Raw genomic sequence first — 25850 nt, 5'->3', positions numbered from 1 at the left:
TCATGACCGCAACGCTCGTGGCCAAGAACGTGGCCGGCGGATTCGCCCATCGCACCCTGTTCTCCGGCGTCGACCTGACCGTGGCGCCGGGCGATGTGGTCGGGGTCGTGGGCGCCAACGGCGCGGGTAAGAGCACTCTGCTGCGGATCCTCGCCGGGGACCTCGAACCGCTCGACGGCACCGTGAGCGTCGCACCGGTCGACGCGTTCGTCGGGTGGCTTCCGCAGGAGCACGAGCGCGTGCCGGGGGAGACGGTCGCGGCGTACATCGCCCGCCGCACCGGATGTGCCGAGGCGACCCTGGCCATGGAGACCGCAGCAGCTGCCCTGGCCGATCCGGACCAGAGCCCCGCGGGCACCGATCCGGCGACGGTGTATGCCGCCGCGCTCGACCACTGGCTGGCCACCGGTGCGGCCGATCTCGACGAGAGGCTGCCCGCCGTGCTGGCGGATCTGGGACTCGACTCCGAGGCTGTGCGGCCCGAGACGACACCCATGACGGCGCTGTCCGGCGGGCAGGCCGCACGGGTGGGGCTGGCCGCGCTGATGCTGTCGCGGTTCGACATCGTGCTGCTTGATGAGCCGACCAACGACCTGGACCTCGACGGTCTCGAACGCCTGGAGCAGTTCGTCCGCGACCTGCGGGGCGGCGTGGTTCTCGTGAGCCACGATCGCGAGTTCCTGGCTCGCAGCGTCAACGCGGTGCTCGAACTCGATCTGGCGCAGAACACCACGACCGTCTACGGCGGCGGGTACGAGAGCTATCTGGAGGAGCGCGAGATCGCGCGTCGGCACCGGCGTGAGCAGTACGACGAGTTCGCCGAGAAGAAGGCCGATCTGGTGGCCCGCGCCCGAATCCAGCGGGAGTGGTCGAGCCAGGGGGTCCGCAACGCGATCCGCAAGGCTCCCGACAACGACAAGATCCGCCGGCGGGCCGCCACCGAGTCCAGCGAGAAGCAGGCACAGAAGGTCCGCCAGATGGAGAGCCGGATCGCGCGCCTCGAAGAGGTCGCCGAACCGCGCAAGGAGTGGACCCTGCAGTTCACCATCGGGTCCGCTCCGCGATCCAGTTCGGTGGTGGCCACCCTCGCCAATGCCGTTGTGCGACAGGACGATTTCGTTCTTGGTCCGGTTTCACTCCAAGTCGATGCGGGTGAGCGGATCGGGATCACCGGGCCCAACGGCGCGGGCAAGTCGACGCTGCTGCGGCTGCTGCTGGGCCGACTGGAGCCCGAGGAGGGCCGGGCGAGCCTGGGCGCCAACGTCGCCATCGGCGAGATCGACCAGGCGCGCGCCGAGTTCTCCGGTCCCGGACGTCTGGTCGACCGTTTCGAGCAGCAGGTGCCGACCTGGTCGACGGCCGAGGTGCGGACACTGCTGGCGAAGTTCGGCCTCGGTGCAGACCACGTGGAGCGCTCGGTGGACGAGCTCTCCCCGGGTGAGCGCACCCGAGCCGGGCTGGCGCTGCTGCAGGCCCGCGGCACCAACGTCCTGGTGCTCGACGAGCCGACGAACCACCTCGACCTGCCCGCGATCGAACAGCTTGAGCAGGCGCTCGACGCCTACGACGGCGCACTGCTGCTGGTGACCCATGATCGGCGGATGCTGCAGAACGTCCGCTTGGATCGGTCGTGGCGGGTCGACGGGGGTCAGGTGTCCGACCTGTAGTCAGAATGTCCGCAGCGGCGGCTCTGTCGGGTGCACCCAGGTCTGCTCGACGGGGCCGATGCCGGTGACCGCGATGACAGCCGGTTCTGCGGCGTCGTGGTGGGCGCCGTCGAAATGAGGTGTCCCCGCGACCCGGTGCACGAAAGACCCAGCCGGTGCCGCCACCGCCTGGGCGGGGTCGAAGTCCGCGCCGCTGTTGCACCACCAGACACCGGACAGCACCACGCAGAGTCGGTCGGTGCGGTAGAAGTGCGGCGCACTCCAATATCCCGGGTGCCATTTCATCAGGACCAGGTACTGCCCGGTGGCCGTCTCACTCCCGTTCAGCACGGCCTCCTCGACGGAGCCGGGCGGCGCGCCGGGCGGCGTCTGCCAGGCGAAGTCGGCAGGCACGCGGATGATCGTCTGAGCGGGATTCAACTGGCTCATCGCACGCGATTCCTGTCGTCGACGCCGAATGACCTCACCATCGCACATCCGCGGTGACACCCAGCGGGATTCCTCGCCGAAAGTTGCCGTGAAACCGCCTCAGGTGGGCCTGCGAATAAGGCAGTTCTCGGCGCGAGGTGGGCCTCGACTGCGGGGGTCAGGCCGCGGGTCGGATGGCCAGAGAGCCGCCACCGATGGCGAGGATTGCTCCGTTGACATAGCTCGCGGCGGGGGAGGCGAGGAACGTCACGACGTTGGCGATCTCGTCGGCGGTCGCGGTGCGGCCCAAAGCCGTTGTGCGGCCCAGTCCTTCGATGAGCTGATCGCCGAGCGCCGCGGTGCCCTCGGTCTGCGTGGGTCCGGGTGCGACGGCGTTGACGCGCACCCCCTGAGCGCCGAACTCGTCGGCCCACAGCTTGGTGAGCAGTTCGAGCCCGGCCTTGCCCGCGCCGTAGATGCCGGCCTCGGCCGCCGGCGTGCTGGCCGCCACGGTGCTGACGTTGATCACGATGCCGTCCCCGCGCTCGAGCATGCCGGGCACCAGCTCCTGCACCAGTAGGTATGGTGCGCGCAGGTTGATGCCGATCTGCTCATCGAAGTCGGCGTCGGTGGTCTCGAGGGTGCCGGCGAACCGATAGACACCCGCGTTGTTCACCAGGATGTCGACGTCGCCGACCTCCTCTGCGAGCCGGCGGACATCGTCGATCTTCGCCAGGTCGGCGGCGACGAACAGCGCCCGGCCGCCGTCATTCTCGATGTCCTGCACGGCTTTTGCCCCGCGCTCCGCGTTGCGGCCATGCACTGTGACCTCGGCGCCTGCGGCGGCCAGCTGTCTGGCGATGGCGTAGCCGATTCCCGCGGTGGCGCCGGTGACGAGGGCGGTCCTGCCGCTGAGTGGATTGTTCATGGAGCATTCAAGGCGGCGAGCGCATCGGATATTCCGGCGGGGGCGGATTGGCATTCGGCCATAAGCCCGGTTATTTTGCGGTGGTGTTCTCAGATGGTGCAGTCGCGCGCTGGATAACTCCCCTCGTCGCCGTTGCGGCCCTGGTCGGTGTGGGTGTGACGGCGCCGGCTCAACCCGGGCCTTCGCCGACGATCCGGCTGGCCAGCGAGGCCAACCCGCTGGACGGTACGACGTTCTACGTCGACCCCATCTCCAAGGCGGCGCGCGCGGCGAAGGCGGCCAACCCGCCGAGCCCCCAACTCGACTACATCGCCAACACCCCGCAGGCCTACTGGCTGGACCAGGCATTCCCCGCGTCCACAGTCACCGGAACGGTGAGCGGGCTGGTCGGCGCGGCGAATGCGGTCGGTGCGACACCGGTGCTGGCGATCTACGCCCTGCCCCATCGTGACTGCTACAGCTACGCCGCGGGCGGGTTCGGTTCGGCCGACGGCTACCGCCAGTGGATCGACGCCGTGTCGGCCGGCCTGGGTGGTTCGCGCGCGGTGATCATCCTCGAACCCGACGCTCTGGCGATGGCCGACTGTCTTTCGGCCGATCAGCGGCAGGAACGCTTCGATCTGATCCGCTATGCCGTCGACGCCCTGACTCGGGATCCCGCGGCGGCGGTGTACATCGACGGCGGGCACTCACGGTGGCTGAGCGCTGAGGACATGGCCGCCAGGCTGAATGAAGTCGGCGTGGACCGGGCGCGCGGGTTCAGCCTCAACGTCACGAACTACTACACGACCGAAGAGCAGATCGGCTACGGAGAGACGATCTCAGGGCTCACCAATGGCGCGCACTACGTGATCGACACCTCGCGCAACGGCGCCGGACCGGAGCATGACGGTGCGCTCAACTGGTGCAATCCCAAGGGGCGAGCGTTGGGCACCCCGCCGACCACGGCCACCGCCGGTCCGCATGCCGACGCCTATCTGTGGATCAAGCGGGTCGGCGAATCCGACGGGTCATGCGACCGCGGCGAACCCGGTGCGGGCACGTTCGTCAATCAGTACGCGATTGATCTGGCGCGCAACGCGGGTCGGTGACGCTGCGAGCGCGGACTGCGTCACCGAAGCACATCCGCTTTCGTGCCGCGCCTGGCCGTCAGGGGTGACAACACCCACAACACGATCCATGTGACCAGCGTGCAGACTCCGGCGGCGACACCGGCGGGCCGGCCGGCGATGACGTCGAAGATCATCGCGGCCACTCCGGCCAGCGTCGCACCCAGCAGCAGTAGACCGACAAGGGTCAGGCGATGGGACAACGTGACCAGGTGACGCAGCAGGTGCCGGCGAAACATCAGACGGTGCATGGCCACTGGGGCGGTGAGGAACACCGTCGCCGCGATCGAGGATGCCACCGTCGCGAGATAGAGCTGCCGGAACTCGGTGTCGAGAGTCGTGAAGCGCTGCTGGAAGGGCAGTGTCAGCAGAAACCCCGTGATCAGTTGAACCCCGGTCAGCACCACGCGGAGTTCCTGGAGGAGGCTGGCCCAGTTGCGGTCGAGTCTCTCGGTCTGCGTCTCTGACCGCTCGTCATGCTTCCACGCACCGTGTGTGCCCGCCGTGGCGGTGTTCATCAACTACGCATAGCCGTCCCGCGCCGGTTCAAACCCGCTCGGCTGGGTTGGCCCGGATCGTTTGCACATGTGAGTGGTGTCGCTGTCAGGTAATGTCATATTCGTCGGGGCCTGAGTGGATGCACTGTGCCCCCAGTAACGAGTAAGGGGCTGCAGATGTCAGTCGTTTCAAAGGTCACCGCCAGGACGCTCGTGTCGGCCGCGGTCGGCGCAGGTCTGATGTTCGCGGTTGTCGGGTGCCAGGGCGAGTCGAAGGAAGAGCCGACCACCACCACGACGACCACGACCACCACCACGACCACTCCCGCCGAGGAGACCCTGGTGCCCACCACGAAGGGTTCGCTGGAGCCGAAGCCGATTCAGCCCGGCGAGATCAACCCGGACAACGTCGGCCCGGGCGACTGAGCGACGCAGCCGAAAACTGTGACACCGAGGCAGCCTCCCCAGGAGGCTGCCTCGGTCATCGCGGTGGGTCGTCGCGCCAGCGGAAGCTGTTGACGTACCTGCCCATGTCCACGGCGACCTGAAGGTTGGCCGCAGACGGCAGGCCGGGCCCGAAGTCGGGGCCGAATCGGTGGTACGGGCCGACGGCGCCCGCCACCAGTGCCAGGTCGTTCTTGACCGCGACCATGACGAGAATCCGCATGCGGGAGTAGTTGGCTGTCATGGCCTGGGGCCAGCAGTCGGCCACCACACCGTATCCGGGGTGGTAACCGACCATGGCGTTGGGGATCTCGTACGCCGTTCTGGTGTCGGGAAAGGTCCTGCGCACCAACTCGGTCGCGATCTGCTTCGGTGTCCGACCGGCGGCGGGCACACTGAACAGGCGCAGTGTTCCGCCGTCGCCGTCGAGCAGATCGGCTGTCACACCGTCGTTTTGGGTGGTCACCCGATAAGCCTTCTCGGGCGGCGGGTAGGACACCGAGAAGGCGCCGTCCGGCGCGGTGAAGCGTGGATTGAACGCCACCGGCTTGCCCATCGGCGGTGCGCCGCAGTCCGGCGGGCACACGAAGCGAGCCGGGGGTTTCTCGAGTGCACCCGAAAGGCTGACCAGCCCCGCCGTCACGACCGCGATCGCGGCGACCCAGACCACCACGAGTCTGCGGTACGACGTCTTGGGCATCTCCGGCGCCACGTAGGTACCCGGGAAGTAGCGGTGCCCCGGTGCTTCGGTGGTCATGCCGGGTTCTCCGAATCCTGTTGTACGGGGCGGTGTTCGCGGCGATACCGCCTCGATGTGCGTGAGGACGCCTGCGTGGACGCGCCACAGGCGGCGCAGAACGGCATGTCGGGCACGACGTGGCCGCACTGCCAGCAGATCAGCGGTTCGTCCTGGTCGGGCTCATCATGCTGTTCGTGCAGGAGGGCAAGGTGGATTCCGATCCGCAGTGCCAGAAGTGCGATGGCGGCGATCGCCAGATGCGCGGCCAACTGCAGGAACTGGGGCACGCGGGCGATGTCGATGAGTCCGATCGCGGCGTACAGCGCGATGACCGTGAGGCCCAAGAGGGCCAGCACGACGCGTACATAACTGCGGTGCTGGTGCCTCTTGTTGGGTGGACGGCGAAACCACAGTGCGGTGCCGATGAGCCCACCCACGCATGCGGCGGTGAGCGGCACCGCGATCCCGCGGATCCCGGCCTCCACCATCAGGCCCTCGATCGGCCGGGAGCGGGCCACCATGCCGACGGCGAACTGTGGTGCGAGTCGGGTCAGCGTCGCTGCGGCAGTGAACATCAGCGCCCCGAGCGCGCCGAGGGCGAACCCGTCGAGCGCCTCCAGGCGGCGGCGCGGTCCCAGCACGCGCATCAGCGCCGCGGGTACCAGCATGAGCAGCAGCGCCCCCAGGGGCACACCGAATCCGTCGCGCAGAATCCGGAACCCGGAGATGCCCGCCCCCAGCGGCACGCCGTACGCCCGCGCTGCGGCGGCACCGGTCAGCAGCACCCATCCCACCCCGAGTCCGATCCCCAAGGCCGAGGTGATCACCAGCGTCGCCGACGAGATGTCGCGGTAGACGTCGGCCTCCTGCAGGTAGATCAGAAAAAGCAGCGGAAGTCCCAGTGCCGCAACGGTGATCAGCGCTGCGGGGAGCTTGAACAGCGTTGCCGCGGCCAGTGCGATGATCAGCAGTGCCAGTCCCACCAGGAAGGGGAACCGGGAGCGGGGCGGCAGATGCGGGAACAGCGTGCTGAGAACGTTGGGTGTCAGCAGATGTTCGCCAGGGGATGCGCTGAAAGCCCCCCAACGCAGCCATTCCGGGCTGTTGCGGGGCGCATCGTCCAGGTGTCCGCCACAGAGTCCACAGAACTCGCCCGCGGGCACATCGATCTGGCACACGCCGCATTCGATCGTGGGCCGCTCGACGGCCGCGTCTTCGCTCACAGTCCCGTCCTCTGCAGAATCAGCAGGTTGCGTGCGAGGTTGTCGACATCCGGTGTGCCGAGGCCGCTGACGAGGTCATAACCCGGGCCTGCGGTGTCGACGGCATTTCCGCCGAGTGTGACATCGCGGAACGCTGGGAATGGAGCGCCCTGTGCGATGCGATACAGAAGCGGGTTGATCTCTCCGATCAGGCCGCCGCCGTTGGCGATCAGATACTGGGTGATGATCGCGGTGAAGGCCGCCCAGATCGGGGCGGACTGCGACGTGCCGCCGCCGACGTAGACCTGTTGTCCCAGAACGATGGTCATTCCCGTGAAGGAGTCGGCGACCGCCGCGACATCGGGGGTGAGCCGCCGTCCTGCCGCGCGCTCCGTGGGCAGGGTGTCCGCGACACTCTGCTGCCACGACGGTGTGTCGAACAGTGTGGAGACTCCGCCGCCGGTGCCCTGTGACAGGGGAGGGTCGAACCAAGCCTGTTCGCCGATCCACTTCGCGTCGGCGTCGGTCGACAGGGTCGTCCCGCCCACGCTGGTCATCTCGGGGAGCGAGGCCACCGAGTCCAGACCGATGTCAGTCTCGCCGGGCGGGGAGTCCCAGTCCGCACCGCCCTTGCACTCCAGGCCCGCGAGGTCGCCGCTGGCGTTGAAGGCGACCGTACCGTGTGACTGGGCGCGCCGCAGTGCGGACTGGACGGGGGCCAGGTCGGCGGCGGTGATCAATCTGTCGCAGCCCCAGCCGATCGAAAAGCTCCACACCGCACCGGGATACCGTCGGTCGGTGTCCTCGAGCATCTGGCCGATCCGCTCATAGCCGCCTGGCCCCTCGACCGTCGGACGCGCGTTCACCACGACTTTGCGCGCGTCAGGGGCGATGGCGTGCGTGACTTGAAGATCCATGGTCAGTTCCGCCGCGGGAGGTCCCGGCTGACCACCGACCACCTCGGGCGTGAAGGTCGGCAGGTCGAACATTGTGGAGAAGGTGTCGAGATCGGCCTGATCGAATCCGTCGAAGGCGAAGATGACGATCGTGGTCCCCTTGCCCGTGAAGCCGTCGCGGGCGAGGCGGTCCGCGTTGTACGCGGTGAGCATGGTCGCGGGCGTCAGGGCCCGGTCGGGTACGTCTCGGGGAACGATGCCCGGCCGTCCCGGCACGGACGTGTGGTGCGGTGTGTAGCTGAGAATTCGGCCCAGCCCTTGGACCTCATGCCGCAGCGCCTCGGGGATCTGGGGTTGTTGCGGCGAGGCGTAGAACTGCTGGCCGCGGCGACCCCGATAGTCGTGCACATCCAGGTCGAGCGCGCGCGACACAGCCAACGGGGGGCCCTCCAGGATCGCCCAGTTGTCGTCCGGTCGCCAACGCACGGACAGGCCGCGCTCGCGGGCCCAGGCGCGCAGCGCGACCGGTTGATCGGGGGCGTGCAGCGAAGCGGTGAGCTGGACCCGGTCCGCGCGGGCCGGACCGAGGTCGGTGGAGGCGGCGAGCAGCAGTTGCATCGGGCCGGTGATCGCCGGCCGCTGTGGGGCTGGAAGGACATCCCGGTCGGATGCCGGGGTCAGCGCGGCGAAGACGATCATCACCACGACGCAGGCGGTCGGAAGTCCCCATCGGGCCCGCGCCGCCCGCCCCCGAGCTTGGTTGGTCACAACATCACTTTTCCAGAACCGTGCCCCGGGCACCGTCCAACCTCGGGTTCTTCGAGGTGACCACGCCTCACGCGGTCACCCGGACGGCAGATCTGTTACGGCTGGCCCGCGGTTCTGCGGGTGGCTGCGCGTGCGACGACGTACAGGACGACGCCGACTGCGAGCAGGATCGCGGCGAACAGCCAGACCTTGGCCGACTGCTGCGTGAGCAGCAGGACGCAGGAGGCCACCCCCAGCACCGGGACGGCCGTCCACACCCTGAAATGGCCGTGCTCGACAGCGTCTCGGCGCAGCACCAGCACCGCCACATTCGTGGACAGAAACACGAACAGCAGCAGCAGGACCACCGTCTCGGCAAGTGTGGACAGACCGCCGACCAACGTCAGCAGCATCGCCACCACGGTGGTGGACACGATCGCGACCCACGGTGTTCGTCGCTGCGGCAGCACCCGCGCGAGAACGCCAGGGAGAAGCCCGTGCTCGGCCATGCCGAACGCCAGTCGGCTCGACATGATCATGGTCAGCAGCGCGCCGTTGGCGACGGCGACGAGTGCGATGGCGCTGAACACCCAGTCCGGCACGCCCAGTCCCGAGGCGGACACGACGTCGAGAAGTGGACCGGACGACGAGGCCAGATCCGCGGGGGCGAGAACCGCGGCACTGGCCAATCCGACCAGCACGTAGACGACACCCGCCGTGATGAGGGCCCCGAAGAGCGCGGTCGGATAGACCCGGCTCGGATGTCTGATCTCCTCGGCGACGTTCGCCGACGTCTCGAATCCGACGAAGGAGTAGTAGGCGATGATCGCCCCGGCCAGGATCGCCATCGCAGGGCTGGCGCCTTCCGGGAACTGACTGGCGCGACCGATGTCGCCGCGTCCGCCCCCGAGCATGACCGCACCCGCGATGACGACGATGAGCAGGCCAGTCAGTTCGATCGCCGTCATCACCACATTGCTCTTCACCGACTCGCTGATGCCCCTGGCGTTGAGTGCTGCCACGAGGGCCAAGAAGCCGATGGCGGCGGGGACGGCCGGGACATCAGTGAATGTGTTGAGGTAATCACCAGCGAAGGCGATCGCCAGACCCGCCGCGCTCGTGACCCCGGCGGCGAGCATGCAGAAGCCGACCAGGAAGGACACGACGGGACGCTTGAACGCCCGCTCGGCGAACACCGCGGCGCCCCCGGCCCGGGGGTATTTCGTGACGAGTTCGGCATAGGAGCCGGCGGTGAGGAGCGCGAGCACCAGCGCCACCACCAGCGGCGCCCACAGTGCTCCGCCGACCTTTTCCGACAGGACGCCCATCAGTGCGTAGATTCCGGCCCCGAGCACATCCCCCAGGATGAACAGGAACAGCAGGGGACCGGTGATCCCGCGCTTCAGTCTGCCGTCGGGGGCAGCGTTCTCCGGCGCTGCTGCGGTTGCCTCCGCTGATGTCATCCAGGTCTCCTGTGCTCCGAGCATCACTGCGTCGCCGAGGGCGCGGTGTCGGATGGGCATACCCGGATCGGGCGTGGGATATCCGCAGTCTCGGTGCGAACCGGTTTCGATGTCCGGCTGACGGGCATCTCCTGCGAATGCCTGGGGAAGGGGATGTCGTGGTGCCGTGTGCGCCGACGTGAGTTTTGGGGGTGTCAAACGGGGTAAGCGCGACGAGAGACCCCGATCGAGGAGGGCGTATGCGTGCAATGGTCTATCGAGGCCCATACAAAGTGCGGGTCGAAGAGAAGGACATGCCGGCGATCGAACACCCCAACGACGCGATTGTGCGGGTGACCATGGCGGCAATCTGCGGGTCTGACCTGCACCTCTATCACGGAATGATGCCCGACACCCGGGTCGGCATGACCTTCGGCCACGAGTTCATCGGCGTGGTTGAGGCGGTGGGCCCCTCAGTGCAGAACCTCAAGGCCGGTGACCGGGTGATGGTCCCGTTCAATGTGTACTGCGGCTCGTGTTACTTCTGCGCCCGCGGGTTGTACTCGAACTGTCACAACGTCAACCCGAACGCCACGGCGGTCGGCGGCATCTACGGTTACTCGCACACCTGCGGCGGATACGACGGCGGTCAGGCCGAATTCGTCCGGGTGCCGTTCGCAGACGTCGGACCCGCGCTCATTCCGGACTGGATGGACGACGAGGACGCACTGCTGTGTACCGACGCGCTGGCGACCGGATATTTCGGCGCACAACTCGCCGACATTGCTGAAGGCGACACCGTCGCGGTCTTCGGTGCTGGTCCGGTGGGGCTGTACGCCGCGAAATCGGCGTGGCTGATGGGTGCGGGCCGTGTCATCGTGATCGACCACCTGGAGAACCGTCTGGACAAGGCGCGCACCTTCGCACATGCCGAGACGCGGAACTTCGCTGAGTACGACGACATTGTCGTTGAGATGAAAAGGGCCACTGGACATCTCGGTGCCGACTCGGTGATCGACTGCGTCGGGGCCGAGGCCGACGGCAACTTCCTCCAACACGTCACGGCGGCGAAGTTCAAGTTGCAGGGCGGTTCTCCGGTCGCGCTGAACTGGGCCATCGACTCCGTCCGCAAGGGTGGCACGGTGTCGGTGATGGGGGCGTACGGCCCGATGTTCAGCGCCGTCAAGTTCGGCGATGCGATGAACAAGGGCCTGACGCTGCGCATGAACCAGTGTCCTGTGAAACGTCAGTGGCCACGCCTGTTCTCTCACATCCAGAACGGCTATCTGAAGCCGAATGACATTGTCACCCACCGAATTCCGCTTGAGCACATCGCCGACGGCTATCACATCTTCTCGGCCAAGCTTGACGACTGCATCAAGCCCATCGTCCTTCCGCAGGCAAGCTGACAGGAGCATGCCATGGTGTACACGGCAGACCATCCCCCGGTTCCAGACAGTGCGGAGCTGCGAGCCCGCATTCCGGGCTGGGGGGTCGATCTCGATCCCGCCGACCGCCCGGCGGTGCCCCGCCTGCGGCCCGATCCCGAGGGAACCGGCGCGCACTGGGAGGTGCCCGAACGTCAGCCGGAGAAGTGGCCGCGGGAGCGGTCCATCGAACATGCGATGTTGACGCCGGTGTTCGGGACATCGACACCCCCGCGTGGACTGTCGGGAGTGGTTCGCAGGTATGCCTACGGCTTCAGCGAGGGACGTGCGGCGCACTGGCTGCTGCTGCTCGGCGCAGATCGCATCAACGCCGTCGAGGGGCACATCGAGTCGTTCCTCACCACGCGTCCCGACAATCCCTTCACCCAGACCGGTATCCGAAGTGAGTTCACCCATCACGGATGGAAGTCCCGGGTCGGGACCACTCGGGTGGACAAGTCGCACACCTGGATGGATCCGTTGATTGTTGGCGGGCCATGGGTTTTGGCCGCAGTGGTGCTGGCCAAGGTGACGCGGTCCTTAGTGAATCGTTTGCCGAAGACCCACGGCCGGGCCGGCCACCGGATCTCGCGGCGCTGATCAGTTTGTGAACGCCGACCCCGGGTACCCGATGGAGAGTCGCGGCCTGCAGCCCTTTGGACCGCATTCTCTTTCTCACCATTCAGCCGGGAGGCGTCGTGTTCACTCATAACAAAGATCTTCAGTTCGAGGTACGGGTCAATGAGCCCGATCCGAGGTTCGCTTCACTGCTCATGGAGCAGTTCGGCGGGGCGAACGGCGAATTGACAGCTGCCCTGCAGTACTTCACCCAGGCGTTCGTCCTCCGGGAGAAGAACCCCAAGATGTACGACCTGTTCATGGACATCGCGACCGAGGAATTGAGCCATCTCGAGATGGTCGGCTCGACCATCACGATGCTTCTCGACGGACTCAACGACGACCTCAAGCTTGCCCACCAACGCTGCGACTGGATGCCCGCGGTCGCCAGCCGCGACGGCCGGGACCAGGCGATTCACCAGGTCGCAGTCAATCCGATGTTCCTGGTGCTCAGCGGCGGCGGACCCGACGTCAAGGATTCGGCGGGAAACAACTGGACCGGAGCGTTCATCGACGCCAACGGTGACCCCACCGTCGACCTGCGTAACAATCTGGCGGCTGAGTCCCGGGCCAAGGTGGTCTACGAATATCTCAAGCAGTTCACCGACGACCCCGGCGTCCAGGACACTCTGACCTTCCTGATGACTCGCGAGATCGCGCACTACCAACAGTTCACCGCCGCGCTCAACGAACTGCCGGTGAACTTCCCGCCCGGTCAGCTGGCAGGCGATCCGCGGTTCCAGAATGTCGCGTTCAACATGAGCAACGGCGACGGGTCGGTGCGCGGCCCGTGGAACGAGGGCCAGGGTCCGTGGCCCGAGGGCATCGAATGGGACTACGTCGAGAAGCCCGAAGAACAGTGGCTCGGAACGTCCCTGCGCAACAACAAAGGCGCCGAGGCCAACCCCGACGGGGAGCCCGACGTGGCCGCCGAGAAACCCTTCACGCACGAGCAGCACGTCGCCACCTCCTGAGAGGAGCCACACTGATGGATGCCTTGACCTTTCTGCGTCAGGACCACAAGAGCGTGCTGGGCATGCTCGAGGTCCTCGACGGAGCACCGAGCGGAACGGGTGCGGCCAGCAGCGGTCTGCAGACAATGGTGACCAACCTGATAATCGCCGAATCTCAGCACGAGGCGATCGAGGAGCAGCACTTCTGGCCGATGGTGCGCGACCACCTCGACGGAGGGGATGAGTTGGCGGACAAGGCCGTTGAGCAGGAGCAGGAAGGAAAGCGCCTACTGCAGCGGCTCGAGGACGGTGCGCCGGGAGACCCGGACTATCAGGAGGCTCTGAAGCAGTTCGTCCAGTTGGGCCGCGACCACATCGCGTTCGAGCAGGACGTCGTCTGGCCACTCGTCCAGGAGGCGGTGCCGCAGGAGGAGTTGGCTGCGCTCGGTGAGAAGTTGGAGGCCGCCAAGAAGCTCGCGCCGACGCGGCCGCATCCGGACACCCCGCCCAACTCGGCCGTCCTCAAGACCATGGGAATGGCCACGGCTGCGATGGACCACGTTCGCGACGCCGTGACCGGCAGGGCCAAGGACAACCCGCCCGATCCGCAGGTTCACTGAAAGGCCCGCGGCTGTGCGGAGTCGCGGGCCAATCCCTGCGATTCCGCACAGCGCACGCTAAAGGTCTTCGGGTGTACGCCGCTCGGCCAGCGAGGCCAGGCGCCACGTGCACTCCCGGTTGCGCGGAAATGCCGCGGCCAGGGCGACGCGCTTGGGCATCCACCCCATCGGGGCCCCGACGGGAACCTCAGCCATCTCGATGCGGCATCCGCCGTCGGGGTTGTCGAAGAGGTTGAGCGTGATCCGCGCCTTGCCGAACGGGCGGCCCTTCGCCAGCAGCACCAGCTGCTCCTTGGGCCGACAGGCCTCCACCACCGTGACGTCGTCGAGCAGCGCGGGCCACACCCCGATCGAGTGCTGGATCGTGCTGCCGACCGCCGGCCAGTTGGGGTCGACGGCACGCATGCGACTGTTGCCCACGACCCACTGTGAGTACGTCCATCCGTCGGCGATCACGGCCCACACCCGGTCGCGGGACGCCGTGGTGTCCCGCTTCACGGTCAGCGAACTGTCGGCTTCTGCTGGCTGATCACTCATGCGGGCGGCATACCCCGGTCGAACCGGGAGTAAGCACCGCTGCGCCGCGCAGAATTGTGCCCCGTCGCCGATCGCCCACTTTGCGAAGGCCTCGAAAAGCCGATCCGTTGCGCAGCGTCCCAGCTCACCTGGGTCAATGTGGGTCAGTGCCCGCCTTGAGGACTCACGCCAGCGACGCCAACGCGGTCTCGGGGTCGTATCCTTCGAACCGCGCAAGCTCGCCGTCACGCAGTCGATTCACCCATGCCGGGTCCGCGAGCAGGGCTCGCCCGATCGCGATGATGTCGAATTCGTCGGCCGCGAACTGCGCGATCAGCTGATCGACCGGTGCGGGTTGGATGATCTGCCCACGTTTCTCACTGCGGAACTGCGTCTGCAATCCGACGGAGCCCACCGCGATCACGGGTACACCCGTGACCTTCTTGGTCCATCCCGCCAGGCTCGCCCCGTCGTAATCGGGGAAGGCGGGCGCGTAGTGCCTGCGGGTCGACGGATGGAACATGTCCACCCCGGCTGCCGCCAACGGAGCGAGCAGTTCCTGCAGTTCGGTGGGATCGGCCGCGACGGACGCCGCGTAGTCGGTGGCCTTCCACTGCGAAAAGCGGAAGATGATCGGATAGTTCGGCCCCACCGCGCTTCGGACGGCGGCGACCACCTCGGCCGGGAACCGGATGCGTCCCGCCAGTGAGCCGCCGTACTCGTCGGTGCGCAGGTTCGTTCGCGTCCAGAGGAACTGATCCAACAGGTAACCGTGCGCACCGTGGATCTCGACCGCGTCGAAGCCGACTTCCTTTGCCGTGCGGGCACTCTGGGCGAACAGTCCGGCCACGCCTGGCAGTTCATCGGTCCGCAGTGCCCGGCCCCTGGGGTTGCCCAGCCCGTCGACACCGGATGGGCTGACCGGCAGCACACCGTCCGCGTCGTCGCGCAGTGCACCCTGATGCCACAACTGCGCGGCGATCGTTGACCCGTCTCGGTGGACGGCGTCGACGACGCGGCGCCAGCCTTCGAGCACGTCGTCGCCGGCCAGGGTGGGAATGGAGTACGGAAACCCGGCCGCCGGATCGGGCAGCCGGACACCCTCGGTGATGATCAGCCCGACTCCGCCCGCGGCACGGCGCCGGTAGTACTCCGCGACGTCCGGGCCGGGCACACCGTCCGGCGACGCCTGCCGAGTCATCGGCGCCATGGCGAAACGGTTCGGCACGGTCAGTGAGCCGACGGTGAACGGACGGAACAGATCCTGTACTCCCATGACCGCCTCCAACGCGCGCGCAGCCGCAGCGATTCCCTGTCCTCTCCGGCCAGCGCCGGACGGGACCCGTCCGCACCACTGCGGCCACAGCGCTGTTCGCCTGGCCGAGGGGTGAAGGGCTCCTAACGCTTCACGCCGATCTTGAAGATCAGCCTGCTCAGCGCACCGAACGTGCCGTGGGCCCCGATGTAGAGCCGCTTGGTGTCGTAGCCGGCGACGTCCTTCATGGTCTCGGCCCCGAAGCGCGCGGGCACCTGTCCGTCGACGACGGTGACCTCGGCGCCGAGCAGCGCGTGGCGGATCTGCGTGCGTTCGGCGCCGGTCGCGGTGGCCACCAGGTCACCGATGCGCCGATCGCCGCCCGACTCCGGAACGGCCAGGCAGGTGACGCCATGGTCGTCGAGGTGGCCGCGGATCTGGTCGAGGGTTGCGTCCGCGCCGACGACCAGGCTGAGATTGCCCAGGTTCACGGTGACGTCGGTGTTCCCGCCCACGGTCAGCGCCGCGCCGGGGTCGGGGCCCCAATCTCCGTAGACCGCGGCGCGGACGGTGTCCGCGAACTCGGTGGTCGGGGGTTCCGCGGGCGACTGCTCGGGCAGCATCACCCCTGGATTGAGTAGACCCTCCGGGTCGAACGCCGTCTTGATCGAGCGCTGGGCCGAGATCTCCACCGGGGTGAAGCGTTGGGTCATGAATGGGATCTTCTCGGTGCCCACACCGTGTTCGCCGGTGATGGTTCCACCCAAACGCAGTGCCGCTGCGATGATCTCGTTGTTCGCGGCCTCCAGTGCGGCGGCCGCCCTGGGGTTGTCCTTGTCGTAGAAGGTCGTGGGGTGCAGATCGCCGTCGCCGGCATGCCCGCACACGGCGATGAACAGCAGGCCGTCGGAGTGACGGGCGGCCGTCGCCTGGATGGCCTCCTGCATCTCCGGAATCCGGTCGCGGGGCACGGTGACGTCCCCGATGAAGAATCCCTTGCCGCTCTGCACGACGGAGTCGGGAGCGTGGAGCCGGCCGTACCAGAGTGCCGCCCGGCCCTTCTCGGTCTCGGCGACCCGGACCTCGGTGGCCCGCTCACGCAGCACCCGTTCGACAATCGCCTGGTCACGGCGCACCTCGGCGTCGGTGCCGTCGACGTCCATCAGCACGATCGAGTCGGCGTCCGAGGGATAGCCGGTGTCGTAGAACTGCTGCAGGCCCGCGATGCCGTCTCGGTCGAGCCACTCCACGGCCGCGGGCACGACGCCGGTCGCGACGATCGCCGCGATGGTGTCGGCGGCCTCACGCGCTGTCGCGAAGGCGCCCATCAGGCTGTGCGTCACCGCGGCGATCGGGCGCAGTGCCACGGTCACCTCGGTGACGATGCCCAGCGTGCCCTCGGATCCGATGATCACGCCGAGGAGATCAGGACCGTCGTCGTCGGCGCGAAGCGTCACCGTGGTGCCGTCCGGTAGGACGACGTCGGCGGCCAGGATGTGGTTGTACGTCACGCCGTACTTCAAAGCGTGGGGGCCGCCGGCATTCTCGATCAGGTTTCCGCCCACGGTCGCCAGGTGCGCCGAGACAGGGTCGGGGGAGAAGCACAGGCCGTGAGGCGCGAGGCGCTCCTGGAGGTCGGAATTGACCACGCCGGGTTCGACACGGGCCTTCCGACCGGTGATGTCGATGTCGATGATCTGGTTGAGGTTCGACAGATCCAGCAGGACGCGGCCACTCGCCGGCATCATCCCGCCCGAGCAGTTCGAGGCGCCCCCACGGGGGACGACCGGGATCCGATACTCGGCGGCGATCCGCATGATCGCGGCGACCTCATCGCGGGTGTGCGGGTGGAGCAGCAGCTCGGCGGTTCCGCCGACGCCCCAGAAGTCGTGGCCGCGCGCGGTGAGCACGTAGTTGTCGGTGATGACGTCTGCGTGGCCCTCGACGGCGCCGGTGAACCTGTCGATGATGGAACGGTCCAGTCCGGCCTGCGTGGGGACGGTTTCTGCGGTCATGGTGTCGCCTCCTTCGGGTTGTGACCAGTACGTTCCTGGATCGCCGGGGTGGTGTCTGCCTCGTTGTCCCCCAACCGGCGGCCATGCTGGCGGGAGAGATTCGATGGGTGCCAGCCCCCACTCACGACCGTCGCCGTGGACCGTCCGGATGACCGTCGCTTCATGGTTGGGGAGAGGAGATCACTGTGACCCGTGGTGCGTGAGCTCGTTTGCCAGGGCGATGACCGCAGCGTCTGAACACGATTTCGGCGCCGATATCTGACACTTTCGACAATTTCGCCTTTCCGGCGGAGGCTGCGTAATTATCTGCTGGTGATAGCCGTCACAGTGGCGGAATTAGAATTTGCTGGCGAAGTCTTCTGCCGGATTTCTGCTAAACAGGCTCACCTCTTTGCGAGGGTTGCGAAGAAAAACCGTACGCGGGTCCGGAAATCAAGGGCCAGTTCCGATCACATATCGCGTCTGGCACAAGATCATATGCGGGTCACGGGCATGGGTTACCCTTCATCGATCGGATGCAGAGGGGCCGACGGGGAGGCATTTCTGCACTGAGTCGCGTGAGCGACGACTGGGGTCGGGGTGCGGAAGTAGGGGAGGACGACGATTTTTGGGCTTTTGAGGCGGCTGTGGATACCGCTGCTCGTCCTGGTTGTGGTGGCCGCTGGCGGTTTCACCGTTTCACGCCTGCACGGGGTCTTCGGTTCCGAGAAGCGCCCGTCGTACGCGGACACCAAGGTGGCCGATTCAAAGCCCTATGACCCCAAGAAGATGGTGTACGAGGTTTTCGGGCCGCCGGGCACCACGGCGAACATCAGCTATTTCGATGAGGAAACAGAACCTCGCTACATAACGGACGTCAGCCTGCCCTGGACGCTGCAGTTCGACATCGGTGACGCGACGGCGATCGGCAGCCTGATGGCTCAGGGTGACAGTGACAGCATCGGATGCCGCATCACCGTTGACGGCGAAGTGAAGGCCGAGAAGACCTCCAACAACGTCAACGCGTTCACCAGCTGTCTGTTGAAGGCCGCATGAGCGCCCCGACCACGGAGGATCAGCGGGCTCCCGCCCGACGTCCCAGAATCGCCACCTTCATCCGGCGGTTCGCGCCGCTGATCATCCTGGGCTGGATCGGCTTCACCTTCCTGCTGGGGGCCACCGTGCCCCCACTGGAAGTCGTGGAACGTGAGAGGTCGGTCTCGTTGAGCCCCGCGGACGCACCGTCGGTCCGGGCTGCGCAGCGAATGGGAGAGGCCTTCAACGAGTCCGCGGGCGGCGGAGTGGCGATCCTGGTGTTGGAGGGCCAGCAGCAGCTCGGGCCGGACACCCATCGGTACTACGACGACCTCGTCCGTCAACTGCGGGAGCGGCCGGAGGCCGTCGAGCACGTCCATGACTTCTGGGGCGATCCGCTCACCGAGGGTGCAGCCGAGAGTGCCGACGGTAAAGCGGTTTTCGTCCAGTTGGATCTTGTCGGAGAGATCGGGCAGGCGCAGTCGATCGAGTCGGTCAAGGTCGTCAAGGACATCGTCGATGGGACTCCGCCACCGCCCGGCGTGCAGGCATACCTCACGGGGCCCTCGGCGATCGTGTCCGACATGGGGGAGAGCGGTAACCGCACGGTCATCCTGATCACGCTCGTGACCGTCAGCGTCATCTTCGTGATGCTGCTCCTGCTGTACCGCTCAATCCTGCTCGTCCTGATCCTGTTGTTCACCGTCTTCATCGAGTTGCAGGTCGCCCGCGGTGTCGTGGCATGGCTTGCGATGCAGGGGTACGTCGGGTTGACGACGTATGTCGTGAACCTTCTGGTGTCTGTGGGGATCGCGGCCGGAACCGACTACGCGATCTTCTTCACGGGCCGATATCAGGAGGCACGGCAGGCGGGGGAGACCCGCGAAGAGGCGTTCTACACCACCTATCGCAGTGTCGCCAAGGTGGTGCTGGCATCCGGTGCGACCATCGCCGGGGCGATCGCCTGCCTGAGCTTCACCCGGCTGCCCTTCTTCCAACCCCTGGGCATTCCGGGCGCGATCGGGATCATGGTGGCGGTCGCCGTTGCGTTGACATTGGTGCCGGCGTGCATCGCAGCGACTTCTCGTACGCGCATCTTTGACCCGAAGCGGCCCGTCGTCACCCGCCGATGGCGACGGATCGGCACTGCGATCGTCCGATGGCCCGGACCGATTCTCGTTGCCACGATGGCGATTTCGCTGATCGGACTCCTGACTCTGCCCGGTTACACACCCAGCTACACCGATCAGAGGTATCTGCCACCGGACATCCCCTCCAGCAAGGGTTTCCAGGCTGCCGCACGACACTTCCCCGAATCGCGGCTGACATCACCCGACCTGCTGATGATCGAGTCGGATCACGACATGCGCAACTCGTCGGATCTGTTGGTGCTGAACAGACTCGCCAAGGCGGTCTTCGCGGTACCGGGGGTGGCGAACGTGCAGTCCATCACCCGCCCGGAGGGGACACAGATCAAGCACGCGTCACTGCCATTCCTGCTGAGCATGAGCAACGCCAGCCAGAAGCTGGTCATGCCGTTCCAGCAGCAGCGGATGGAGGACCTTGCGGCGCAGGCCGAAGAGATGACCACGATGATCGAGCTGATGCAGCGGATGTACGGGCTGATGCAGCAGATGGTGGACACCACCCACAGCATGATCGAGACCACCCGCGAGATTCAGTCGACGACCGAGGAGTTGCGGGACCACATCGCCGATTTCGACGATTTCTTCCGGCCGATCCGCAACTACCTCTACTGGGAGCCGCACTGCTACAACATCCCGATCTGCTGGTCGCTGCGCGGCATCTTCGATGCTCTGGACGGTGTCGACAAGGTGACGCTGAAGATGCAGGACCTGATCGCAGATCTGGACAAGCTGGATGTGCTGATGCCGCAGATCCTCACGCAGTTCCCGCCGATGATCGCCAACATGAAGAGCACCCGCACGATGATGCTGACGATGCACAGCACGATGTCGGGCATCTTCTCCCAGATGGAGGAGTCGAACCAGAACGCGACAGCGATGGGCAAGGCGTTCGACGCCGCGAACAACGACGATTCCTTCTATCTGCCGCCAGATGTCTTCGAGAACAAGGACTTCAAGCGGATCGCTGACATCTTCATGTCTCCGGACGGCAAGGCGGCGCGGCTGCTGATCGCGCAGAAGGGTGATCCCGCATCGCCTGAGGGCATCGCGCGTGTCGAACCCATCCGGACCGCGGCCGAGGAGTCGCTGAAGGGGACTCCGCTGGAGAGCTCGAAGATCTACCTCGCCGGCACCGCCGCGGGCGTCAAGGATCTGGTGGACGGCTCACGGATCGACCTCCTGATCGCCGCCGTGGCGGCGCTGTGCCTCATCTTCCTGATCATGGTGATCGTGACGCGAAGCCTGATCGCCGGTCTGGTCATCGTGGGGACAGTGGCCCTTTCGTTGGGTGCGTCATTCGGTCTCTCGGTGCTCGTCTGGCAGCACTTCCTGGGGATACAGATTCACTGGGTCGTGCTGGCGATGTCGGTCATCGTGCTGCTTGCTGTCGGCTCGGACTACAACCTGCTGCTGGTCTCGCGCATGAAGGAGGAGCTCTCCGCGGGTATCAACACGGGCCTGATCCGTGCAGTGGCGGGCAGCGGAAAGGTCGTGACGGCAGCGGGTTTGGTCTTCGCGGCGACGATGGGCTCCATGATCGTGAGCGACCTGCTCACCATCGGTCAGGTGGGGACCACAATCGCGCTCGGCCTCCTGTTCGACACGCTTGTCGTGCGGGCATTCATGACGCCGTCCATCGCCGCCCTGCTCGGTCGCTGGTTCTGGTGGCCGCTGCGGGTGCGCCCCCGCCCAGCCAGTTCGATGCTTCGCCCGACCGGGCCTCGTCCGCTGGTGCGTTCGCTGCTGCTCAGGGATTGACCAGGGCGTATGGACATTGAGCGTCCCCGTCCGCCCCGCGTAGCGCGGACGATTCGTCGGATGGCCCCCATCATTGTCTTGGGGTGGCTGGCCATCATCCTGTTCACCACGCTCTCGGCGGTCGGTGGCGACTGGCGAGCGGCAATCCCTGCGCTTGAACGGGTGGCCGAGGAGAACTCGGTGTCGCTGATGCCCGCTGAGGCACCGTCGACGGTCGGCATGCTCAGGATGGGTCAAGCCTTCGGCGAGTCCGACTCGGACAGTTCGGCGATGATCGTGCTGGAGGGCGAGCAACCACTCGGTGAGAATGCCCGCGAGTATTACGCGGGTTTGGTGCGTGAGCTGCGAGACGACACGAAGCACGTCGAGCACGTCCAGGATCTGTGGGGTGATCGACTCACGTCCTCCAGTGTGCAGAGTCCCGACGGCAGAGCCGTTTACACGCAGCTGAACCTGGCCGGGAACCAGGGCACCGCGTTGGGCGACGAGTCGGTGCGGGCGGTTCGTGACATCGTGGACCGCTCGTCACCGCCGGAGGGGGTACGGGTCTATGTGTCCGGCGCGGCACCGCTCGCGTCCGACATGCAGCACAGCGGCAACGACTCGGTCCTGAAGATCACGATCGTGACGGTCGTGATCATCTTCACGATGCTCCTGATCGTCTATCGCTCTGTCATCACGGTGGTTCTGCTGCTGGTCATGGTCGGTTTCGAAGTGGCCGCGGCACGTGGAATCGTGGCCTTCCTCGGCGCCAACGAAGTGTTCGTGCTGTCGACGTTCGCGGTCAACATGCTGGTCTTTCTGGCCATCGCGGCCGGAACCGACTACGGAATCTTCTTCTTCGGCCGGTATCAGGAGGCGCGCCAGGCCGGCCAGGATCGAGAATCGGCTTACTACACCACCTATCGCAGCACCGCCCCCGTGGTCCTGGCCTCCGGTCTGACCATCGCGGGTGCGATTCTGTGTCTGAGTGTCACCGGGCTGCCCTACTTCAACACGATGGGTGTTCCCTGTGCCATCGGCATGCTCACCGCCGTCGCCGCGGCGGTGACCCTGGTGCCGGCGGGAATCGCGATCGCCGGCCGCTTCGGTCTGCTCGATCCGAAGCGCACCCTGAGGTCTGGCCGGTGGCGAGGTATCGGCACGGCGATCGTCCGCTGGCCGGGGCCCATCCTGGCTGCGTCGCTGACGGCGGCACTGGTCGGTCTCCTGGCGTTGCCCGGGTATCAGACGAGCTACAACGACCGCGACTACATCCCCCCGGACATCCCGGCGAATCAGGGATTTCTCGCGGCTGAGCGCCATTTCTCGCAGTCCCGCCTCTCGCCCGACATCCTCATGGTCGAGACCGACCACGACATGCGGAATCCCACGGACCTCCTGACGCTCAACAAGATCGCGAAGGCCGTCTTCAAGGTTCCCGGGGTCTCACGCGTCCAGGGCATCACGCGGCCCGAGGGAACCCCGATCGCCAACACGTCCATTCCCTTCCTCATCAGCCTGCAGGGGGCCACCCAGGTCCAGATCCAGAAGCTGCAGAACGAGCGCAACAAGGACATGTTGAAGCAGGCCAACGACATGGCCGCCATGATCAAACTGATGGAAGACCAGTACCGGTTGACCAAGATGCTCAACGCGATCACCGACGACATGATCGCGACCACGCACGCCGTTGAGGACATCATCGTCGGTCTGAGGGACAGTCTCACGCTGTTCGACGACTTCTTCCGGCCCATTCGGAACTACTTCTACTGGGAACCGCACTGCTACAACATCCCCATCTGCTGGGCGTTGAGGTCGATCTTCGACGTCATGGACGGCACTCAAGAACTCACCGACAAACTCGATGTGCTCGTGGAGAACATGGATCAGCTGAAGGTGATCCTTCCGCAGATGCTTGAGGTCTTCCCCCGGATCATCGAGGTGATGCGGACCCTGCGGACGATGCAGCTGACCATGTACAGCACGATGTCCGGGCTGGCCGAGCAGTCAGAGGAGACGACCTCCGACGTCAGCGCGATGGGCCAGGCCTACGACGAGTCGAAGAACGACGACTCGTTCTACCTGCCGCCGGAGGTGTTCGAGAACGCGGAGTTCAAGCGGGCCATGGCGTCCTTCATGTCTCCGGATGGCAGGGCCGCGCGATTCATCATCTCCCACAAGGGTGATCCGGCCACACCTGAGGGAATCGCCAGGATCGACAAGATCAGAACCGCGGCAGAGGAGTCGCTCAAGGGGACACCGCTGTCCAATGCCCAACTCCACCTCGCCGGTGCGGCAACAACTGCCAAGGACTGGCATGACGGTTCGGCGAATGACCTGTTGATCGCCGGAATCGCCGCCATCTGCCTGGTGTTCATCATCATGTTGATCATCACGCGCAGCTTCATCGCGGCGCTGGTCATCGTCGGTACGGTCGTGCTGTCCCTCGGTGCGTCGTTCGGACTCGCGGTGCTGTTGTGGCAGTACATCCTGGGCATCCACCTGCACTGGATGGTGCTGGCGATGTCGGTGATCATCCTGTTGGCGGTGGGCTCCGACTACAACCTGCTGTTGGTCTCCCGGATGAGAGAAGAGGTGGGAGCCGGCATCAACACCGGCATCATCCGGGCGATGGGTGGCACCGGCAAGGTCGTCACCACCGCGGCACTCGTATTCGCCGCCACGATGGCCTCGATGGCGGTGAGCGACCTGCGGATCATCGGCCAGATCGGTACCACCATCGGGTTGGGTCTGCTGTTCGACGCGATGATCGTCAGGTCCTTCATGACGCCCGCCATCGCGGCCCTGCTGGGACCTTGGTTCTGGTGGCCGCAGCGCGTGCGCTCGCGTCCGGCAAGCACCATGCTGCGGCCCTACGGCCCGCGTCCGCTGGTGCGGGCACTGCTCGGGACAGACCGCCCGCGCGGCGACGACGATGCTCCCACGATCGAGTTTCCCCGGGCGCCGGGCTGATCACAGTGCGAAATGGCCTCTGCCGCCTTGAGATTGCTCTTGGATGTGTAACGCGGGCGAAACAAAGGAGGATAAGAAGGTTAAGTCTCGGTGGATTGGGGGCGAGACTTGCGTTTCAGGTGTACTCGCAGCGAGATTGGGTAATCTCGACCGGGGGCAGCTGAGCGGAGCACATTTCATCAGCAATCTGGAGGGGAAGCATGAAAAAGCTGTTGACCAGTGTGGTCGTGGCCGCGGGCGGCCTGGCGATGTCGTTGACCGCGGGTGCGGGGGGAGCCGCCGCAGATCCCGTGCTTGATCCGATCGTCAACACCACATGTAATTACGACCAAGTGATGGCTGCCGTCGGAGCACAGAGTCCCATGGCGGCCGCGGTGTTCAACTCCTCGCCGAAACAGCAGGCTGGCCTGCGCCAGTTCCTCGCCGCTTCTCCCGAGCAGAGACTGCCGATGGCTGAGTCAATCAGGGACGCTCCACAGAACCAGCCGTACCTGGGTCTCATCCAAACCGCCTTCAACACCTGCAACAGTTTCTGAGCGAACGGCTCGAAGAACGCGACGGAGCGAAGATCGGCGCGACGTGCACGTGAGTGCGTCGCGCCGTTTTTCGTACGTCACCAGTGGAACATCGTGCGTTAACATCGGCGCCGTCGCACGTCGATGCGCCGAATGTCGTTCGGCCACAGCCACGATCGCAGACAGAGTTTTATTCGCCATAAACGCCGAGGGCGGAGTAAGGTTGGGCACTTGAGCGCGGTGCGACCCATGTTCGCGCGCGCGACGCTCCGCAGTATCATGATGGATAGTGTTGCCGCACAGGCGAATTCGACGATCGCACACCGCTCAGGTGGCCCGCTTGGATGTTGCTGGGAGAATCCTGACGGTGCCGAAAAATATCGTCAAAAAATTTGCTGTGTATGAAAATTTGGGGTAGAGCGTGTTCGCTCGACGTGCAGTGGGTATCCACCAACATCGGCGGATCGAACAAATGCAGGACCGCCAGTACTGGCTTGTCACAAGGGATCAACGGTGATCGGTGTGGGGATGGCGACGCAGCGGCGTGATGGCGGCAAAGCCTGTCGGCCTGTCTAAGTCTTAGCCACGGTGGGAGGGGGTAGTTCGCCAGCAACTTACGCGAAAGCTGTCGGGCAAATCGTTTCTTTAGGTAAAGTCCGAAACACTTGACGTTCTATCGACTGATCTGGAGTGCCGGTGAGCATCAATCCGTTTGACGACGACAACGGCAGCTTCTACGTCCTGGTCAACGACGAGGAGCAGCACAGCCTTTGGCCCACCTTCGCCGACGTTCCGGCCGGGTGGCGCGTGGTCTACGGCGAGGCGGAGCGTGGCGCGTGTCTCGAGTACATCGAGCAGAACTGGCCGGACATTCGCCCGAAGAGTCTGCGTGACCGGCTGAACGCCGGTCAAGCGTCTGATTCGTAGACGCTCTCCAGCGCCGCCACGCGGCGTGACGGGAACATTGGCCACAGGGT

At 65.9% G+C, this 25850-nt stretch carries 22 protein-coding genes; 12 read left to right on the top strand and 10 right to left on the bottom strand.

Going from position 1 to position 25850, the window contains the following annotated elements; translation table 11 throughout:
• The first annotated feature begins 2 nt into the window (after positions 1 to 2).
• Positions 3 to 1667: an ABC-F family ATP-binding cassette domain-containing protein gene (locus tag A5727_RS20075; RefSeq protein WP_068253840.1), complete on the top strand. Its 1665-nt coding sequence runs from the start codon at positions 3 to 5 to the stop codon at positions 1665 to 1667.
• Here A5727_RS20075 and A5727_RS20070 read toward each other — a convergent pair whose 3' ends face one another.
• The gene (locus tag A5727_RS20070; RefSeq protein ID WP_068253836.1) at positions 1668 to 2096 is read right to left on the bottom strand and encodes a cupin domain-containing protein; all 429 of its coding nucleotides are present in this window, start codon (positions 2094 to 2096) and stop codon (positions 1668 to 1670) included.
• Positions 2097 to 2253: 157 nt separating this feature from the next.
• On the bottom strand, positions 2254 to 3003 hold the full coding sequence (locus A5727_RS20065) for an SDR family NAD(P)-dependent oxidoreductase (RefSeq protein WP_068253834.1): 750 nt from the start codon (positions 3001 to 3003) through the stop codon (positions 2254 to 2256).
• A gap of 47 nt (positions 3004 to 3050) precedes the next feature.
• Here A5727_RS20065 and A5727_RS20060 point away from each other — a divergent pair, with 47 nt between their 5' ends.
• Positions 3051 to 4094 (top strand): glycoside hydrolase family 6 protein, encoded by a 1044-nt coding sequence (locus A5727_RS20060; protein ID WP_068253831.1) that lies wholly within the window; start codon positions 3051 to 3053, stop codon positions 4092 to 4094.
• A gap of 20 nt (positions 4095 to 4114) precedes the next feature.
• Here A5727_RS20060 and A5727_RS20055 read toward each other — a convergent pair whose 3' ends face one another.
• Positions 4115 to 4630 carry a DUF6328 family protein gene (locus tag A5727_RS20055; protein ID WP_068253828.1) on the bottom strand — a complete coding sequence of 172 codons (516 nt, stop codon included), beginning with the start codon at positions 4628 to 4630 and terminating at the stop codon, positions 4115 to 4117.
• 156 nt (positions 4631 to 4786) lie between these two features.
• Between A5727_RS20055 and A5727_RS20050 the strand changes: the two genes are divergently transcribed.
• Positions 4787 to 5035 (top strand): hypothetical protein, encoded by a 249-nt coding sequence (locus A5727_RS20050; protein ID WP_157521471.1) that lies wholly within the window; start codon positions 4787 to 4789, stop codon positions 5033 to 5035.
• A 55-nt stretch (positions 5036 to 5090) separates the two neighbouring features.
• Here A5727_RS20050 and A5727_RS28240 read toward each other — a convergent pair whose 3' ends face one another.
• From A5727_RS28240 to A5727_RS20030, 4 genes are all read right to left on the bottom strand, one after another.
• Positions 5091 to 5810, bottom strand: coding sequence for a hypothetical protein (locus A5727_RS28240; protein WP_068253820.1), 720 nt, complete (start codon positions 5808 to 5810; stop codon positions 5091 to 5093).
• Positions 5807 to 7015 carry a zinc ribbon domain-containing protein gene (locus tag A5727_RS28235; protein ID WP_068253817.1) on the bottom strand — a complete coding sequence of 403 codons (1209 nt, stop codon included), beginning with the start codon at positions 7013 to 7015 and terminating at the stop codon, positions 5807 to 5809. Before A5727_RS28235 ends, A5727_RS28240 begins: the two co-directional genes overlap by 4 nt.
• Complete coding sequence (locus tag A5727_RS20035; protein WP_082949936.1) at positions 7012 to 8589, bottom strand: S53 family peptidase; 1578 nt, start codon at positions 8587 to 8589, stop codon at positions 7012 to 7014. Before A5727_RS20035 ends, A5727_RS28235 begins: the two co-directional genes overlap by 4 nt.
• Before the next feature lie 164 nt (positions 8590 to 8753).
• Positions 8754 to 10100 (bottom strand): APC family permease, encoded by a 1347-nt coding sequence (locus A5727_RS20030; RefSeq protein ID WP_068254349.1) that lies wholly within the window; start codon positions 10098 to 10100, stop codon positions 8754 to 8756.
• A 239-nt stretch (positions 10101 to 10339) separates the two neighbouring features.
• On the opposite strand from A5727_RS20030, the gene A5727_RS20025 reads away from it, so the two are divergent.
• From A5727_RS20025 to A5727_RS20010, 4 genes are all read left to right on the top strand, one after another.
• On the top strand, positions 10340 to 11488 hold the full coding sequence (locus tag A5727_RS20025; RefSeq protein ID WP_068253814.1) for a zinc-dependent alcohol dehydrogenase: 1149 nt from the start codon (positions 10340 to 10342) through the stop codon (positions 11486 to 11488).
• Positions 11489 to 11500: 12 nt separating this feature from the next.
• Positions 11501 to 12106, top strand: coding sequence for a hypothetical protein (locus A5727_RS20020; RefSeq protein ID WP_068253812.1), 606 nt, complete (start codon positions 11501 to 11503; stop codon positions 12104 to 12106).
• A gap of 98 nt (positions 12107 to 12204) precedes the next feature.
• Positions 12205 to 13098, top strand: a complete 894-nt coding sequence (locus tag A5727_RS20015; RefSeq protein WP_068254345.1) for a manganese catalase family protein — start codon at positions 12205 to 12207, stop codon at positions 13096 to 13098.
• Positions 13099 to 13112: 14 nt separating this feature from the next.
• Positions 13113 to 13697, top strand: a complete 585-nt coding sequence (locus A5727_RS20010; protein ID WP_068253809.1) for a hemerythrin domain-containing protein — start codon at positions 13113 to 13115, stop codon at positions 13695 to 13697.
• A 57-nt stretch (positions 13698 to 13754) separates the two neighbouring features.
• On the opposite strand, the gene A5727_RS20005 is transcribed toward A5727_RS20010, so the two are convergent.
• From A5727_RS20005 to A5727_RS19995, 3 genes are all read right to left on the bottom strand, one after another.
• A complete protein-coding gene (locus tag A5727_RS20005; RefSeq protein ID WP_068253806.1) occupies positions 13755 to 14234 on the bottom strand; it encodes an SRPBCC family protein in 480 nt (159 codons plus the stop codon).
• 163 nt (positions 14235 to 14397) lie between these two features.
• A complete protein-coding gene (locus A5727_RS20000; protein ID WP_068254339.1) occupies positions 14398 to 15489 on the bottom strand; it encodes an NADH:flavin oxidoreductase in 1092 nt (363 codons plus the stop codon).
• 122 nt (positions 15490 to 15611) lie between these two features.
• Complete coding sequence (locus A5727_RS19995; protein ID WP_068253803.1) at positions 15612 to 17483, bottom strand: FAD-linked oxidase C-terminal domain-containing protein; 1872 nt, start codon at positions 17481 to 17483, stop codon at positions 15612 to 15614.
• Positions 17484 to 18098: 615 nt separating this feature from the next.
• Here A5727_RS19995 and A5727_RS19990 point away from each other — a divergent pair.
• The 5 genes from A5727_RS19990 to A5727_RS19970 all read left to right on the top strand — a co-directional run bounded on the left by A5727_RS19990 (position 18099) and on the right by A5727_RS19970 (position 25800).
• Positions 18099 to 18518, top strand: coding sequence for an MmpS family transport accessory protein (locus A5727_RS19990; protein WP_068253800.1), 420 nt, complete (start codon positions 18099 to 18101; stop codon positions 18516 to 18518).
• On the top strand, positions 18515 to 21403 hold the full coding sequence (locus tag A5727_RS19985) for an MMPL/RND family transporter (protein WP_068253797.1): 2889 nt from the start codon (positions 18515 to 18517) through the stop codon (positions 21401 to 21403). Before A5727_RS19990 ends, A5727_RS19985 begins: the two co-directional genes overlap by 4 nt.
• 9 nt (positions 21404 to 21412) lie before the next feature.
• Positions 21413 to 24358: an MMPL/RND family transporter gene (locus A5727_RS19980; RefSeq protein WP_068253794.1), complete on the top strand. Its 2946-nt coding sequence runs from the start codon at positions 21413 to 21415 to the stop codon at positions 24356 to 24358.
• A gap of 200 nt (positions 24359 to 24558) precedes the next feature.
• Positions 24559 to 24894, top strand: a complete 336-nt coding sequence (locus A5727_RS19975; protein WP_068253791.1) for a hemophore-related protein — start codon at positions 24559 to 24561, stop codon at positions 24892 to 24894.
• Positions 24895 to 25569: 675 nt separating this feature from the next.
• A complete protein-coding gene (locus A5727_RS19970) occupies positions 25570 to 25800 on the top strand; it encodes an MbtH family protein (protein WP_068254338.1) in 231 nt (76 codons plus the stop codon).
• Positions 25801 to 25850 lie beyond the last annotated feature (50 nt).

Origin of the sequence: Mycobacterium sp. ACS4331 (genome assembly GCF_001667265.1) — a bacterium.
In the GTDB taxonomy this organism is placed as follows: domain Bacteria; phylum Actinomycetota; class Actinomycetes; order Mycobacteriales; family Mycobacteriaceae; genus Mycobacterium.
Note: the sequence above shows the minus strand (reverse complement) of the source record. Positions and strands in the feature narration are given on the sequence as shown.